This window comes from Caldanaerobacter subterraneus, assembly GCF_004345675.1.
GTDB classification, from domain to species: domain Bacteria; phylum Bacillota; class Thermoanaerobacteria; order Thermoanaerobacterales; family Thermoanaerobacteraceae; genus Thermoanaerobacter; species Thermoanaerobacter subterraneus.
On the sequence record NZ_SLWU01000021.1, the window covers coordinates 28798 to 44739 of the forward strand.

Annotated in this window: 16 protein-coding genes, 1 tRNA gene and 1 pseudogene; 6 read left to right on the top strand and 12 right to left on the bottom strand. The window is 36.4% G+C overall.

Going from position 1 to position 15942, the window contains the following annotated elements; translation table 11 throughout:
- Positions 1 to 32: 32 nt before the first annotated feature.
- From EV203_RS09760 to EV203_RS09770, 3 genes are read right to left on the bottom strand one after another with little or no spacing between them, the layout of a single operon-like run.
- Entirely contained in the window at positions 33 to 1835 is a 1803-nt protein-coding gene (locus EV203_RS09760; RefSeq protein WP_132040333.1) for a DUF2207 domain-containing protein, read from the bottom strand.
- A gap of 16 nt (positions 1836 to 1851) precedes the next feature.
- Positions 1852 to 2607, bottom strand: coding sequence for a sulfite exporter TauE/SafE family protein (locus EV203_RS09765; protein WP_009610091.1), 756 nt, complete (start codon positions 2605 to 2607; stop codon positions 1852 to 1854).
- On the bottom strand, positions 2607 to 3227 hold the full coding sequence (locus EV203_RS09770; protein WP_022587990.1) for a nitroreductase family protein: 621 nt from the start codon (positions 3225 to 3227) through the stop codon (positions 2607 to 2609). Before EV203_RS09770 ends, EV203_RS09765 begins: the two co-directional genes overlap by 1 nt.
- Positions 3228 to 3487: 260 nt before the next feature.
- On the opposite strand from EV203_RS09770, the gene EV203_RS09775 reads away from it, so the two are divergent.
- Positions 3488 to 3952 carry an RNA polymerase sigma factor gene (locus EV203_RS09775; protein ID WP_132040335.1) on the top strand — a complete coding sequence of 155 codons (465 nt, stop codon included), beginning with the start codon at positions 3488 to 3490 and terminating at the stop codon, positions 3950 to 3952.
- Positions 3953 to 4864, top strand: coding sequence for a sigma factor regulator N-terminal domain-containing protein (locus EV203_RS09780; RefSeq protein ID WP_132040337.1), 912 nt, complete (start codon positions 3953 to 3955; stop codon positions 4862 to 4864).
- A gap of 1 nt (position 4865) precedes the next feature.
- Here EV203_RS09780 and EV203_RS09785 read toward each other — a convergent pair whose 3' ends face one another.
- The 7 genes from EV203_RS09785 to EV203_RS14145 all read right to left on the bottom strand — a co-directional run bounded on the left by EV203_RS09785 (position 4866) and on the right by EV203_RS14145 (position 11500).
- A complete protein-coding gene (locus EV203_RS09785; RefSeq protein ID WP_132040339.1) occupies positions 4866 to 5597 on the bottom strand; it encodes an ABC transporter permease in 732 nt (243 codons plus the stop codon).
- 11 nt (positions 5598 to 5608) lie between these two features.
- The gene (locus tag EV203_RS09790; protein WP_132040341.1) at positions 5609 to 6361 is read right to left on the bottom strand and encodes an ABC transporter permease; all 753 of its coding nucleotides are present in this window, start codon (positions 6359 to 6361) and stop codon (positions 5609 to 5611) included.
- On the bottom strand, positions 6358 to 7266 hold the full coding sequence (locus tag EV203_RS09795; protein WP_132040343.1) for an ABC transporter ATP-binding protein: 909 nt from the start codon (positions 7264 to 7266) through the stop codon (positions 6358 to 6360). Before EV203_RS09795 ends, EV203_RS09790 begins: the two co-directional genes overlap by 4 nt.
- Positions 7267 to 7392: 126 nt before the next feature.
- Positions 7393 to 8823 carry a sensor histidine kinase gene (locus EV203_RS09800; protein WP_132040345.1) on the bottom strand — a complete coding sequence of 477 codons (1431 nt, stop codon included), beginning with the start codon at positions 8821 to 8823 and terminating at the stop codon, positions 7393 to 7395.
- A gap of 10 nt (positions 8824 to 8833) precedes the next feature.
- Complete coding sequence (locus EV203_RS09805; protein ID WP_132040347.1) at positions 8834 to 9580, bottom strand: response regulator transcription factor; 747 nt, start codon at positions 9578 to 9580, stop codon at positions 8834 to 8836.
- Between the two features lie 202 nt (positions 9581 to 9782).
- On the bottom strand, positions 9783 to 11381 hold the full coding sequence (locus EV203_RS09810; RefSeq protein WP_132040349.1) for a GGDEF domain-containing protein: 1599 nt from the start codon (positions 11379 to 11381) through the stop codon (positions 9783 to 9785).
- Positions 11378 to 11500: a hypothetical protein gene (locus EV203_RS14145; protein ID WP_132040351.1), complete on the bottom strand. Its 123-nt coding sequence runs from the start codon at positions 11498 to 11500 to the stop codon at positions 11378 to 11380. The genes EV203_RS09810 and EV203_RS14145 overlap by 4 nt, the downstream gene beginning before the upstream one ends.
- A gap of 199 nt (positions 11501 to 11699) precedes the next feature.
- On the opposite strand from EV203_RS14145, the gene EV203_RS09820 reads away from it, so the two are divergent.
- From EV203_RS09820 to EV203_RS09830, 3 genes are all read left to right on the top strand, one after another.
- Positions 11700 to 12125: an RNA polymerase sigma factor gene (locus EV203_RS09820; protein WP_165911606.1), complete on the top strand. Its 426-nt coding sequence runs from the start codon at positions 11700 to 11702 to the stop codon at positions 12123 to 12125.
- A gap of 14 nt (positions 12126 to 12139) precedes the next feature.
- Complete coding sequence (locus tag EV203_RS14320; protein ID WP_424945278.1) at positions 12140 to 12217, top strand: RNA polymerase sigma factor; 78 nt, start codon at positions 12140 to 12142, stop codon at positions 12215 to 12217.
- A gap of 212 nt (positions 12218 to 12429) precedes the next feature.
- The gene (locus tag EV203_RS09830) at positions 12430 to 13713 is read left to right on the top strand and encodes a serpin family protein (RefSeq protein ID WP_243700656.1); all 1284 of its coding nucleotides are present in this window, start codon (positions 12430 to 12432) and stop codon (positions 13711 to 13713) included.
- 22 nt (positions 13714 to 13735) lie between these two features.
- On the opposite strand, the gene EV203_RS09835 is transcribed toward EV203_RS09830, so the two are convergent.
- Positions 13736 to 14803: a transglutaminase domain-containing protein gene (locus EV203_RS09835; protein WP_132040355.1), complete on the bottom strand. Its 1068-nt coding sequence runs from the start codon at positions 14801 to 14803 to the stop codon at positions 13736 to 13738.
- Between the two features lie 147 nt (positions 14804 to 14950).
- Here EV203_RS09835 and EV203_RS09840 point away from each other — a divergent pair.
- Positions 14951 to 15026: transfer RNA gene (locus EV203_RS09840), tRNA-Trp, on the top strand.
- A 25-nt stretch (positions 15027 to 15051) separates the two neighbouring features.
- Here the strand turns inward: EV203_RS09840 and EV203_RS09845 are convergent.
- Positions 15052 to 15942: pseudogene (locus EV203_RS09845) on the bottom strand (IS1182 family transposase); the annotation flags it as partial.

Below are 15942 nucleotides of genomic sequence, written 5' to 3' on the forward strand. Positions count from 1 at the left end.
AAATCCCTTTGGGCCTTTCCAAAGGGATTTTTTTATCTTGCACCTCCTCCGCCTCCTCCAAAACCTCCTCCACCGCCATGAGATGAACCCGATGAAGAAGATGGCATGACATTCTGGGAAAAACTTTGTGAAAAAGCAAGTAAGGAAGAATTAAAGCTTTCTACAAAATTACTCACGCTCATTGTTCCTGCAAATGCAGGTACATACCAATCAATTTCCTCAACAGGGACTCTTAAAATTTCCATAGCTTTTAATACTTCTTTTGCCACTCCCAAAATTGTCCCATAAACTAAGTATTTTTCCCAGATAACTAAAGAAGTAGGCGGATACTGTGAAATGAGAGAAAAATCCTTCAAAAACTTTTTAAAAGCATTCCATTTCAAAACAAGCAATTTACCATCAGGAGAATATTTTTTTATGCCAAATCTATAAATAGCTACAAATATAAGCTCTGACACAGAAATTATCAAAAATAACACGTTTATAGCAATGAGCATACCATTTAAAAGTATTAACCCGATAATAATAAGAGACAAAAATGACAACACTGTTAGAAAAGACCATAAAATTACATACTTATTAACTTCTTTATACTTTTCAGTGACAATCCATTTCCTATCATTATAAACTTTTTCCTTGACTACCTCCTCAAATCTTTCTATAAACTTTGCAAATTTTTCTCCGTCTATTTTAGATGTATAGAATTCATTCCCATACTTTTTATACTCTAAAAGCAAAGCCTTTAAGTCTTCACTTAGGCTCTCTTCTATCTCTCTATCAGTTACAATAATCTTGTACTCTTTAGATGTTGAGCCCAGTACACCTTTTTTTACTTCTTCTTGAATTTTTAAATATCCTCTTCTTGCCAATTCTAATGTAGAAGCGACTATTGATTTAGAAGTTACAAAGTCAGACTTCTCTAAAAGCATTTCTACCCATGCTGGAGGGCAATCTACAGGTGCTTCTCTCTCATAAATTCCTTCATAAAAAACCTCTGGGTCTTTTCCATATTTGCGTTTTATTTTTACAGGTATAAATACTGCCAATGCTAAAAAAATTGGAAGTAATATTAAATAAACTTTCTCTAAATCTTTAGATAAAATTTCCCTCTCTTCTTCTCTTTTCTGCCATGCCTCTTCCTCTGCTAAAATTTTATCTCTGCCATTGCCAGAAACTAAGATTACATTATTTGGATTAAGATTTTTAATATAACTTTTAGGAAAAACAAACCTCACTTCTAACCAATGGTTAGAAGGTATATTGCCAGCATAAGCTATTATACCGCTTAAGTCTTTTTTTACACCAATCTTTCCGTCAATTTTAGGATGAAGCCAGTAATTTATATCATCTATATTGCCAATTTTGGAAGGCAAATTAACTTCAACCCAAAGTGCTGGAAGACTTTTATCCCAGGCGCTTCCCCAAACTTTCCAATAAAACTCTGCCACATCCTCATAGATTCTTAAGCCTTTTAAAACTTTATATTTAATCCTAAAAGTCTTTATTTCATTATTAGCTTTATATTTCCAGGTTATTTTGTACTCTTGTTTACCTTTTGCAAAGTCAAAATTAAGGGGAGTCTCTTTACCATCCTTAATTTCACTCACTAACACATCTTTTATCTCATAATCCCCTGTTGGTATGATTAACCATGCTTCAGAAAAAGAGCCATTAAACTTATAAGTTATATCGTTTGTTACATCCATTTCCCCATTATCTTGAATAAAATAATATATTTTAGCTTCTTTTAAACTGTAGTCTTTAGCATAAGCTACTGAAAAAGACATAAAAAATATGAATAAAACTACAGGTATTAAAAATAAGGCTCTTTTCACATCTACACCTCCAAAATTAAACTCCTCTTACCCAAAACATTACTGCTAAAATAAATCCCCATAAGACTACAAAATTTTTTACTTTTCTTCCATCAAACCTTTGTGATATCATTGCCCCTAAATATCCTCCTAAAGCAAAACCTAACATTAAAATAAATGCGTATACCCATACCACTTTACCGCTAAAAATCAAGACCAAACCTGAAGTTATATTTATAAAAAGAGATAATACATTTTTTATGCCATTCGCAGTATGTATATCGGTAATACCTGCAATTCCTAAAGTTGCCAGCATTAAAATGCCTATACCTGCTGCAAAATATCCACCATATAAAGAAGTAAGAAACTGTAGTATAAAAACGGCTACTAATGATTTATTTTTTTTATTTCTATCATCAATCAGATTAAATTTGTTTATTCTGTCATTTAATGCTAAAACCACAGTAGCGAACAAAACTAAAAAAGGCACAATAAAATCAAAGACTTTGTGAGGAGTTATCATAAGAAGATAAGCTCCTAAGATACCCCCAAGTAAAGAAGGCAATGTCAGAAACCTTAAAAGCTCTTTCGTCTGATACAGTCTTTCTTTAAATGCCCATGCACCTGTGACAGAACCAGTCCAAAGAGCAACAGTATTTGTTATATTGGCAGATAGAGGATTTATTCCAACCCATACAAGAGCAGGAAAGGTTATTAAAGTACCCCCACCTGCTATTGCATTAGTAGCTCCTGCTAAAATAGAAGCCACTAAAATTATTACGTAATTACTCATTAGATTATCTCTCCAAATTCATCAAATTTAAATCTATAGGCTCTTGGCAGTAAATCTTTACTTGGGTCCTTGTAACCTATCGCTATTATCATGGGTACCATTTTTTCTACATCTATCCCTAAAAACTCCTTCATCTTTTCTTCATTAAAACCATCCATAGGATGAGTTTCAAGGCCATAAACTCTTGCAACTATCATTATATTCATTGCAAAAAGCGCAGTATCTCTTATGGACTTTCTTTTAGCTTGCTCCATATCTTTCCACACTTCAAGGACCCTTTCTTTTGCTGATTCTCTCCTTTCTTTTGGCATATACCCCAGTTCTACAGAACTGTCTAAAACTCTGTCTATATGCTCAAAAGCTGCTTTTGGATTTGCTATTAAGACAATTACAGCCGATGCATCTTCCACTTTTTGTTGGTTAAAACAGATTTCTTTGAGAATTTTCTTTTTTTCTTTGTCCTTTATAACTTTTACCTCCCAAGGCTGAAGATTATTAGCTGAAGGCGCTGTAGCAGCTACCTCAAGGACTTCTTTTATAAGGTCATCGGATATTTCTTTTGTCGTGTCAAAAAATGTGATAGACCTTCTCTCTGTTATAAGTTTCTGGCATTCTTTCATACTTATACACTCTCCTTTTTTAATCCAGAATTACAAAGGTAACCTAAAATTGGTATGCCCAGTTTTTAAAAAATGCCGATAATAGATTTATATTCTCCATAAAAGTATGAAATCCTTCCTGCCTTTTTGAAAAAAGATTTAGAACAAACTCTTTTGAGTTATAATCGAAATAACAACGAATTTTTGCATATTGTTAATTTGTTTACTTTTTCATCCCCCAAACGTCTTTATTAATGAAAAGTCATAAGGAGGAGGAGTTAATGTGGCAGGATTTGTACAAAGCTGCATTCTATCATTTACTTAAATTGGGTGTACCACAGGCTGACGCTGAAGACATAGCCCAAGAAGCTCTGCTTTCCACATACTTGAATTTAGACGGCATTCAAGAGGGAAAATTAAAAGCTTATGTTTTGACTGCGGCGCGAAACAAATACACTGATTATCTGCGCAAAACCAAAAAAGATGTGACAGTTTCTATTATAAATGTCTTTCCTCAAAGTACCTTTTCAGAGTTTCAACAGATTGAAAATAAAGAAGTAATAAAAAAAGCAGTTAATAGGCTTACTCTCAATGAGCAAAAGCTCTTTTACCTTAAATTCATATTAGAAATGTCAAATGAAGAAATTTCCTCTTACTTAAAAACCAATTCCAATACAGTAAAGACAATGGTATGGAGACTAAGAAAAAAATTAAAAGAATATTTAAAAGAGGAGGAGAAAAGTTAAATGGGATCAGATTTAAATAAGCCAATAGGCGATATACCTTTTGACGAAAAAGCTTTTTTGCGCAAAGCTCGTTTTAAAAGCATACTTCGCATAATAATAATTTCTTTAATTATCGCCATAGGTGTTTTTGTATTAACCATCATAATTTCTGAAATGATGCTGCAGAATCAAGAAAACCGCATAAATAGCTTTTATCCGGATATTGTTAAATTTACAGAACCTAATACCTTCGCAATTTCAGGAGAAAGTTATAATGTCAGGCTATTCGGGCGGCAAAAAGAATATTATCTTTTAAGGTTAATAGGAAATAAGCCTTATCCTGCCGGAATAGTCACAGTTGATTTTGATATCTGGAGAGGAGAGCAATTTAAAGGAGACAAATCTTTAGCCATACCAGAAGGTACAAAAGAATACCTTGCTCCTTATGCCGTGCCAAAATTAAAATTTTACAATCCCGCAGTAAAATACGATAAAGTTATAAGAGAGTTTGATGTACTAAAAAATATACATAACGATAATCTCGTTGAAATGGCTTTATCTTTTGACAGGCCTTTAACCCTCAGCGAAATTAAAACTATTATACCTGAGGATTTAAAGCTAATGTGGGGTGCTGTTTTGGTTTTTGAAGAAAACGACTATAAAGAAAAAAACTATCTTGCAGAAAGATTGGTGGGAAACCCCTATATTGACAGCCGTGATGGCGAAAAAGAATTTTTAAAACAGCTGGAACAACTCAGTAATTTGCAAAGTTATTCTTCGATAAATCTAAAAAGAACAGTAAGTTTTTTAAAGGAAAAGGGCATAAAATACTACGGAGTTGTAGTGGTGGGACATCCTGAATCCTTACAAAAGTTGTCCTCTAATTCAATTATAAGGGGAGCAGTTTTAGGTATAGTTACAACTCCTTATTAACTCAATCGAGTACATCCTTTTCCTTAAACCATCGCATACCTGCGAAAGTTAATATAACAAAAATCAAAGGTCCTGCTACAAAGGGAAAATACGTATTTTTAAACAGCTCTCCTCCCAACGCCGCCATTATGGGGTAAGTCCAGGGATAAAAAACCCAGTACCGGGTATTGGCCACAAGCAGAGAAGGGGTAGCCAGTCCAATACCTATGCCCAGAGGTATGCCCATCTGTGAAAAATTTATGCTCAAAAGAAAAGTTACAATCATTACGGGAAGCGAAGCTATATATGCCAGGAGGAGCCTTGTCAGTATGATGTCATAAGGTATTTCGCCAGGAGCGCCTATAACTTTTCCTGCCACCAGCAGGCTTAATGAAAACACCAGCACATTCAGCAGGGACAGCATACAACCGACTAAAAGTTTTGCAGCATACACGTAGCTTCTTTTTACGGGAAGCGTCAGATAATATCTAAGTCCCCCGCTGACGTACTCTATCCTGGCCAGGCTCACCATGATGAGGGCTATAAGCGCTGGGAAGAGAGCGCTTACGTAAAATACACTGCTCTGCAGATAAATCTGATACCACATGTTCTGACCTCTGGAGGTGAAAATGTCATAATACCTTAAAAAATTGGCTACACCTTGAAATACCATGAATACAGGAGCCAGTGTTATTACCAGAAATATTCTGGAATTTTTAAGCTTAAGTAATTCTAATCTTATAATTTTTTTCATCTTTTTACCCCCTATTCTGTCACATCTTTTTTTGAAAAGCAATAGAGTCCTATCAGTAGAAATGTAGCAGCAAAAAATATCCCACCTTCCAATGCCAGGCGGTTGTTCTCGCCGGGAAGGGGCATGGTGTAAATAACATGGGCGTAAGGTATGACCCTCGCTATATTCTGGTTCTGAGCCAGAAAAAATGATGTAGTAATCCCTATAAAGCCTGTGGCAAGGGGAACTATAACATTGCTGCTGATGGAGGATAGCCACAACTGCAGGCTCGCAAGTCCCAGTGCAGCCACTGCCTGATTTAAGAAATAACGCATAAAGAGCTGATAGTCTAAATCGCCGGGCAGGTGAAATATTTTGCCTGTAGCGGCAAGCATAAGGGTGTCGCAGAGCAGCATCAAGCCGACAAAGCCCACAGTTGTTAACCATTTAGATAGATACAGCCTGACTTTACCAACGGGAAGGCTGAGAGTATACCTCAGTCCTCCAGAGGCATTCTCTGTGTAATATATTACAACACATACTACTGTCACTGTCATGGGCAACATCATAAACCACAAAAGGCTTAAGTGATGCTCCAGGATTAAGGTCTGCCAGGCATTCAGCCCTTTTTTTGCGCCATGAATGAGAAGGAAATCCCTGCGTAAATAAAGGTCAAGAATCAGCAATGTCTCTGTAATAAGTGGTACGAGGAAAATTGCCGGCCATATAAGGCTTCGCTTTTGCTTTAAAATATCAGTCGAGAGTAAGTCAAAAAACTTCCTCAAAGCGCATCACCTCCGGTTACCTCCAGGAAAATATCTTCAAGGTTTTTTGCTACTACCGAAAGGTGTGTCACCTCAAAGCCCTCCATTACCAGCGCTTTATTTACGGCAGCCACATTGATGCCATTCTTTTTTATGAAAAGCCGATTGTCATTCACTTTGACTTTTAAGCCTTTATTCTCCAAAAATTTTAAAGCCTTATCCTGCGGATAGACTTCAATGCATACATCCTGCTCGCTTTTGGCTTTCAATTCCTCCAGTGTTCCCTGAAAAAGCAGCCGTCCGCGGGATATGATACCCACACTGGTAGCCATGAGTTCCACTTCCCTCAAGATATGGCTGGACATCAAGACGGTGACGCCCAACATGCCGGGCAGGTTTTTGATGAGTTGACGAATTTCGTGTATTCCCGCCGGGTCAAGGCCATTTGTGGGTTCATCCAGTATCAAAAGCTCTCGTTTTCCGAGAAGGGCCTGGGCTATGGCCAGTCGCTGTTTCATCCCCAGGGAAAAATTTTTTACCTTTTTATTTTTCCACTGGGATAGGTTGACTATCTCCAGCACTCTGTCAATTTCCTTTTTGTCGGCACCGAGAATTTTTCTTGTAATCTCCAGGTTTTCCGCCGCTGTCAGGTTTCCGTAATAGGAAGGAGACTCCACTATTGCTCCCACTCTCTTTAGGATTTCCATTGGGTTTTGTCTAATGGAAAGGCCAAAAAGGCGCGCGTCGCCCCGTGTAGGTTTTATAAGTCCCAGCAGCATTCTAATGGTAGTAGATTTACCAGCACCGTTGGGTCCAAGGAATCCGTAAATTTCTCCTTTTTTCACTTTGAGGTCTATGCCGTCAACGGCAGTGAAATTGCCGTATTTTTTAGTGAGACCTTGAGTTTCAACGATTAATTCACTCATTCCATTCCCTCCCGCAAAAATTTTTCAGGATATATATCCCCCTACTTGATTATATACCCTATACCTTAAACCACCCTTGAGATAACCTTAAATTTTCCTTAAAAATAAAAAAGCCGCAGTGCAGCTTCATTCATCTTTTACATAAAATACCATGGTTATCGTAGTTCCTTTGCCGGGCTCGCTTTCAGCCGTGATATGGCCTTTATGGGCTTCCACTATTTGCTTCGCAATAGCCATGCCAAGGCCACTGCCCCCTGGGTTTTCTCCGGTGTTAGTGCCCCTGTAGTATCTTTCAAACAAATTTTCCAGTTCATCTCGCGGGATACCCTTCCCATTGTCTTTTATTTCTAATATTATCGCATTGGCTTCTTTTTTTAGTAATACCTGTATAACTGTTTGGGGAGGGTTATGTGTAAGGCCGTTGTAGATGATATTTCCCACCGCCCTTGAAAACAAAACGCGATCTACGCAAAAATCGATATATTTATCCTCGCACTGGAAGTCGACTCTTCGCCCTTCAAATTGTAGATCGTTCAAAATGCCGATGATTATTTCTGTTACTTCATCCACCAAGTTTACTTTTTCGAGTTTAAGGGGGAGTTCATCGTTTTTGAGCCTGTAAGTAAGCCTCAGGTCTTCCAGTAATTGTTCCATGTAGTCAGCTTTTTCTTTGATTATCTTCAAATACCGGGTTTTTTCTTCGTAAGTCTTATGGTAGGAATCCTCCAGCAGGATTTCCGCATAACCTTTTATGGAGGTAAGAGGAGTCTTCAGGTCGTGGGAGATATTTTCAATCCACTCCTCCCGCATGCGATCAAGTTTTTGTTTTCGGAGTTCCCCTTCCTTAAGTGCCCGGGAAAGTGTGTTCAGATTGTGGTATACTTCTTTGTACAAGCCTTTTTCCGGGTAAACTTTTCCATAGTCCCCCTCTGAAAGGATTTTTATGCCGTCTATGATTTTAAAAAGGGGATTGGCCAGCTTCTTGCCGAAAAAATAGCTGATGAGGATGGTGACAAAAGCTGTACTCAAAAACACCAAAAGTAAAACTTTTTCCCACGAATTGAATATTCTCGAAACATTTAGATAGAACACAAACCTTGACACGTATTCATAGGGGAATCCTATGACATAACTCCATTCTCGACCATCAATTTTTGAAACACTTACAAAAATATTGTAATCTCCTATAACCCCTGCATATTTATACGCATGGACTATATCCACCGGCGTATAATGGGAGGGCGCTTCCGGAGGTTTGAAGTGACTATACACTTCTTTACCCGTTTCGTCCAGTATTTGTATCCATCCTCCTCTTTTTTCAAGCTCCCAAAGGCCTTCGGAGGTTACGGCGGGCATGCCTTCCCTGACAAATATGTACTTTTTGAAATCCAGAGTGAACTTTTCAGCCTGATATGGAGAACCAAATGGGCCATTATCTCTGCCGGCTGGACTCCCACCAAATATGTAAAAAGATATGAAGGAAAAAATCAAAAGGAAGATGAGTACAGTAGTTATGGTATAGGTCAGCAAAAAGCCGAAACTTATTTTCCATTTCATGCTCACAACCTCATTTCTGCAAACCGCGAGTTTCCAGTTTGTATCCCAATCCTTTCACCGTAAGTATATACCGGGGATTGGCGGGGTCATCTTCAAGCTTTTCCCTCAAATGCCGGATGTGCACCATGATGGTGTTATCATCACCCATATATGTCTCTTTCCATACCGCTTCATACAGCCGTTTTTTGCTGATAATGTGGTTGGGATGCTGTACAAGATACAGCAGTATGCCGTATTCCATAGCTGTAAGAGTTACAGCCTGTCCATTTTTTAAAACCTCTCCTCTGGCAGTATCGATCTTAATATCACCGAAAGAAATAATATCTTGGAAATTGGCATCTTTTTGGGCAGTCTGGGGTTTTAAATAATATTCACCTCGTCTCAACTGGGCCTTTACCCTGAAAGCAACTTCTTTAGGGCTGAAAGGCTTTGTTATATAATCATCCCCGCCTATACCCAGTCCAAGAATTTTATCCGTATCCTCACTTTTTGCGGAAACAAAAAGTATGGGAGCCAGTGTTATCTCCCTCAACCTCCTGCATACTTCAAACCCATCTATGTCTGGAAGCATTACGTCTAAAATGATGAGATCGGGATTCTCCTGCCGGCATAACTCTATAGCCGCCTCACCCGAGCCAGCACACAATACCTGCCTGAATCCCTCTTTTTGTAGAGCCGTTTTGAGTACATCCTGTATGCTTTCCTCATCATCAATTATCAGTATCTTTTTTTGGAAAATGCTGTTTTCAGATTCCATGGCCTCACCTCCTTATTAATTAAGTCCGGATAAGCTGCACCCAGCTAATAAAAAAGACAAGAGACATCTCCTGTCAACCAGTACAATTGAAAAAACAAAATCACAGAAAGGGGTGCTTCTTGCGAAAAATATCGAACTTGATAATATTATACTATAACATTGTATTAGATTTCACCAGGAGTATGACAAAAATTTTACCTTTTTATATCATAGCCTGTTTTCCCTTTTCCAGTGATTCTATTATATAATGGCTTTTCTTGTATTTCTTGCACTCCATCTTGACATGAGATGCAATTCTGCTTATTTCATCGATGTCAGAAAATTTCCTATTTGAATTGTTTACGACAGCAATAGATATCCCCATAATAGGGAAATCACCTTCATTCCCAAGCCTGTCTGTCGCATGTATGTACCCTCTTTTAACGTCCAGCTCACTGTAAAACCTTACAATGTTATAATCAAATTCTTCTATTATATTTTTACAAAGCCTCTCTACATCGTAAGTTTTTACAATCGCTACAAAGTCATCTCCTCCTATGTGGCCCAGGAAACTATCTTTGTAAAAATACAAATGCCTTTCCAAGATGTTAGCCACATATTTTAAAACCTTATCTCCTCTTTCAAATCCATACACATCGTTATAGGCCTTGAAGTTGTTCAAATCAAAATACATAAGAAAAAAAGGCTCATCTTTTGATATGACTTTCCTTATCTTTCTTTCAATTATGAAGTTTCCTGGAAGTCCTGTCAGCAGATTTGAATACTTCGCGATGTTAAGTTCTAATTCCATTGATTTTTCTAAAAGAGTAATAACAGGCACAACTCCGTAATAATTTCCATCTTTCTCCACTACTATGTAATCATATAATTTATCTTCTTCCCTCGTAGTGACGGCTTTTACTACATCGTTTATCGAAACATTATAGTCAAATACAAGAGGATTTGGGTCCATCAACTTGTATATAGGCCTTTTCATGTAAACCGCCCAGCCGTACTGCGTACCTATGTGAGAGAAAAATTCCTTCCTCATTATAAGCCCTACTACCTTTTTATCGTTCACTACAGTTATCCTCTGCAAATTTGGATTAGCAACAAAAATTCTTTCAATTTCACTCCCCAGAGTAAAAGGCGAAATTGGAGCATCTTGCCTTGCTATTTCTCCAATTTTTACTGTAAAAGCTGACGCAAATTTAAGCCTTTCTACATATGCATTTCTTTCCATAATTAACTTTTTTACATCTTCATCTATACATACGAGTTCTTTAGAAGGCTTCGCAAGAAAAAATCCCTGTCCCAGTGGAATTCCGATTTCAATCACCGTGTAAAGTTCATCAACAGTCTCAATGCCTTCGGCGATGAGCTTTATGTTTGTATTGCTGGCAAACTCCATCAAAGCTTTTACTATGGCTCTCTTGAAATTGTCTTTATCAATGTTTCTTATCAATGACATGTCTATTTTCACATAGTAGGGCTTAATTTGAGCAATTGCAGAAAGTCCAGAATATCCTGCTCCTACATCATCTATCGCTATTTTATACCCCTGGCTCTTGTAATTATCTATGGCATTTTTAAAAGCCTTATAATCTTTTATAGCAGTCTTCTCTGTTATTTCAAAAATCAGATTTGAAGGATTTATTCCATAAAATTGCAATATCTCTTTAGTTGTCCCTCTTATAAAATGCTCATCTTTTATTATCTCAGGGTCTACGTTTAAAAATAAAAGTTTATCGCTTTTAAAACTGTTAAAAGTCTCAATGGCTTTAATCCTTGTCACCAACTCCAAATCCCACAGCAAGTTCATTTTTTAGCTTCTTCAAAAAGAACTTCGGGATTATAAAATATAGTCCCTTCAGGTCCTCTTGTCAAAGCCTCGTACCCAACAACTTCTCCATCAAAAAGGGAAACTACAGGTTGAAACAAAGTATTAAAGTTTTTTCATCGATTATTCTCTTTAGTTCCTCTTTCAAAGTTCATCACCCCTTGACACAATTATACAAAAGTAATGTTAAAATCTTGTTAATTTTATGTAAAATTTCGATAATATTTTACAAGGGAACTTTTTATCAACTTTCCCCTCTTATATAGTAGAGTGAGCTCCCAAAGAAGAGGTGACAAAACATTGGATATAAAAAATGTTGTTAAAAAAATACAAAAAGGAGATTTTAAAGCCTTTGACCACCTAATAAAGTTGCAAAGCCCTAAGGCATTAAAAACTGCGTATCTCATCACTGGTGAAAAACACATTGCAGAAGAATGTGTACAAGAAGCTTTTCTTCAATGCTATCAAAAAATTTACCAGCTCAAAAAGCCGGAAGTATTTGAATCATGGTTTTACAAAATTCTTACAAGAATTTGCTGGAACGTCCTATCTAAAAACAAAAACACAGTATCACTAGAAGCTATAAAGGAGACAGAACAAGATTTCTCATCAGAAAAAGACAATGTGGAGGAAAACTTTGAAGAAGAGGAATTAAAACAGTTGCTGATTAAAACCCTTTACACGCTAGAACCCCATTATCGCACTGTCATTGTACTCAGATTTTAATCAAGACCTTTTCTATAAAAGAAATTGCAGAAATAATAGGGTTACCTGAAGGAACAGTAAAATCCCGACTTCACAGGGGGATAAAAAATTAGAAGAAAAGATAAAAGGCGCCCTTTTAAATACCCACAAGCCTGTAAGTAATCCTCAATCGCAAGGAGGAATTAAGGATGAATAAATCAGATAAAACATACCTGCCTAGAAAGCAAGTTATAAGTTTTCTAGGCAATTTGTTTTATCTAAATCATTCTATTGGGAACATTTGAGAAGGTAATTCGTCTAATTTAGTAGAAAACACAGGAAGGGAGTGGTATTTATCGTAAAAGCTTTAAAATGTAAAAAGTTTTTTGCATCAATACTTGGCATTATAGTATCAATTACAATGTTTATGAACATGTCGGGATGCTCTTTTTCCACCTCAAAAGTTCAAGCTGCAAATTTGATGGAAGGAATAAAAGCAAATCCAGTAAGTGAAAAAAACATAGATGAAAAGTTTATCTATAACACAGCCGACTTTTCAATTGAACTTTTCAAAAATTCAATTGATGACAAGGAAAATTCCCTAATCTCTCCCCTTTCAGCGATGCTGGCATTAGCTATGACAGCAAACGGAGCAGATAATGAAACTCTTGCACAAATGGAAAAAGCACTGGAAAAAGACATTTCCATTGAAGATTTAAACAAATACCTGTACACGTATATGAAAAAGCTTCCCAATGAAGAAAAATCAAAATTAACTATCGCCAATTCAATATGGTTCAAAGAAAATGATTTTATGCCCTCTAAAGATTTTCTTCAGATAATTGCAGATTACTATAAAGCCGATATTTTTAAAGCTGCTTTTGACAGCAGTACAGTAAGTGACATAAACAACTGGGTAAAATCGAAAACAAATGGAATGATTGACAAAATATTGAACAAAATTGACCCAGAAGATGTCATGTATCTGATTAATGCTGTAGCTTTTGATGCAGAATGGGAGACAGTGTACGAAAAAGCTAGTGTACATGAAGATATATTCACTGATGTGTATGGGAACAGACAAAAAGTTGAATTTATGAACTCAGAAGAAAACCTGTACATTGAAGAAGAGAATGCAGTCGGCTTTGTTAAACCTTATGCTAAGAACCATTACAGTTTTGTGGCTATTCTCCCTGATGAAAATATTTTTGTAAACGAATATATAAAAACATTGACAGGCCAAAAATTCATAGATTTAATAAAAAATGCTAAAATAACTCTTGTGCGTGCTTCTCTTCCAAAATTTAAATACGAATATACAATTAAAATGAATGAAACTCTAGAATCCCTTGGTATGACTGACGCTTTCTTGCCAGACAAGGCTGATTTTAGTAAGCTTGGAAAGTCAGACATTGGCAATTTGTATATTTCAGAAGTACTGCATAAAACTTTTATATCAGTAGATGAACTAGGCACAAAAGCTGGTGCTGTAACATCGGTTGATATAACAGCTGCTGGCATTCCAGTAAACTTTAAGACAGTAAAATTAAACAGACCTTTTATATTTGCAATAATTGACAACAGCACAAATCTTCCAATATTTATTGGAACAGTTTTAAGCTTAAAATAAAGGGTCAGCATTGTCTGACTCTTTATTTGTAATCAAAATATTTTTCAGAAAAGTCTTCTTTATTCCATTTATGGTCTTTTTCTATTTGCTTTTCTGTTAGGTTAAAGTAGGTATACATCACTTTATCTCCTCTGTCAGGAACCGGGTCATCCCATGTGACATCAATATATCTCACTTTACCATCAATTCTTACCATATTCCAAGCATGGGGAACTTCTTTCCCATTGCGTATTCCAGTTCCAGAAACCCCAATACTATCTAATCCCGCCAACTGCCCAAGCAAATTAAAAGCCGCTGTATAGCCTTGGCACACTCCTGCTCCTTTTATCAATACTCCATAGGCGGTAAAAGACTCAAATGGAATTGTCCCACTTATATAGTTTTTGTAGTCATATTTTGTATGTTTGACAATATAGTCGTGTATCGCTTTCGCTTTTTGTAAATCTGTCATTTTGAGACTTGTAATCTTTGAAATTATTTCTCTAGCTTTTGCCTCTGTCTCTGCTTTCATCTCTTTCACTTTGTCTAGGGGATAGAAATAATTGAAAGTAATCGTAATTTTATAAGAACTACTTTTATAAGTTGAAGCTGAAATACTCCATTTATCAGCATATGCAAGCTCAGGATGATGTGATAAAATCAACTTGGCAATTTCAGATGTCTTGCCCAGTACATCATCTATAGAACAATTTGAACCACAAAAGGAAGGACTTACAACAAAACTCACATCGCTTGCCGTATTTTCTAAGCTATTTTTAATGAGAACGTACATATCTTTTTCACTAGTAACCTCCGGCAAAGGGTTAACGTACTCTCCGCCAAGAGAATCCTTTAAAGAAGGCTTTTCATCAACCTCTTTTTTAACTCTAAAGTCAATTATAAGACGCCCATTATCCCATACTATCCTATCTTTAAAATTTGATTCTAAATAAGACAAAAAATTTGCAACAAGTTTTGAATCACTCATTCTTTGCTCTATTAAAGAGACTTTTTCTTCAAAAGCAGCAATCAAAGGGCTTGTACTCGAGTTGAAAAATATGACAAAAACTATTACTGCAGTTAATATAAGCCAAAAAATATTTTTCCTCAAATTGTATACCCCCTGTTATGCGGGCTTAAATCTAATTTTACCCTCTATTCAATTATACCACACAAACAAAACTCATGAATAAATTTATAAAAAAGGGCGCAAATTATTGACTAAGGCTTGTTTTATATGCTATAATAAAAATCGCGCAGGGGAGTAGCTCAACTGGTAGAGCAACGGTCTCCAAAACCGTGGGCTGCGGGTTCAAGTCCTGTCTCCCCTGCCAGAAAAATAAAGGCTTTTAAGCCTTTCAGTTTGTTGACAAAGCAAAATTTAAGCCCCTGTTTTCCTAGTTCCGAAAACAGGGGCTGTATATATCTGGATAAAATTTTCTTTAAAACTCCAAATAATGGATAAAAATTTAAAGTACCCAAAGGGCTCTTGCCCCTCCTCCATAACCATGTTGCCATTTTCTTTAAATTCATGGCAGCAAAAACAAGCATCGCTTGCATGGACAATTTTTCTTTCCCTCTTAATGTTGTCCATCGCAAACCATGCTTCTCCTTCAAATCCGCAAATACTCTCTCTATTGTCTCTTTCCTTCTCTCATATACTTCTTTACAGTAAGGTGTATGTCTTAGGTGTTCTGCTTCTTCTACATATCCTTCCCATATGTGCCTGAATATCCTCTTTGTGTAGTCTTTACTTTGGGTACACTTTTCTCTTAAAGGACAATTTCTACATTTTTCTGGATTTGATTTGTATTCTCTATATCCTTCTCTATTGGTTGTAACATATGTTAATATTTCATTTTGTGGGCATATGTAACAGTCATAATATTCATCGTATACGTACTGATGCTTTTTCATGAAACCATCTTTTGTCATTGGTCTTGTATACGGCACTGCTGGTATTATTTCTTTATCAAATATTGTCTTTAATATGTACGGAGTTTTGTATCCTGCATCTATTGCTATTGCTTTCGGTTTCCCTACCCTATTTTCAACTTCTTTTAGTACTTCCTGAAACATTACACTGTCGTGTACATTTGCTGCTGTTACTTTTACTCCTAATACAAATCCGTTTTTATCGCAGGCCGTATGAAAAGAATATGCAAAACATTTTTCTTTTCCGTTTTTGTTTAACATTCCGCTATCTGGGTCTGTTTTGCTTACTTTCACTTCTTTCGTCTTTATTTTCTT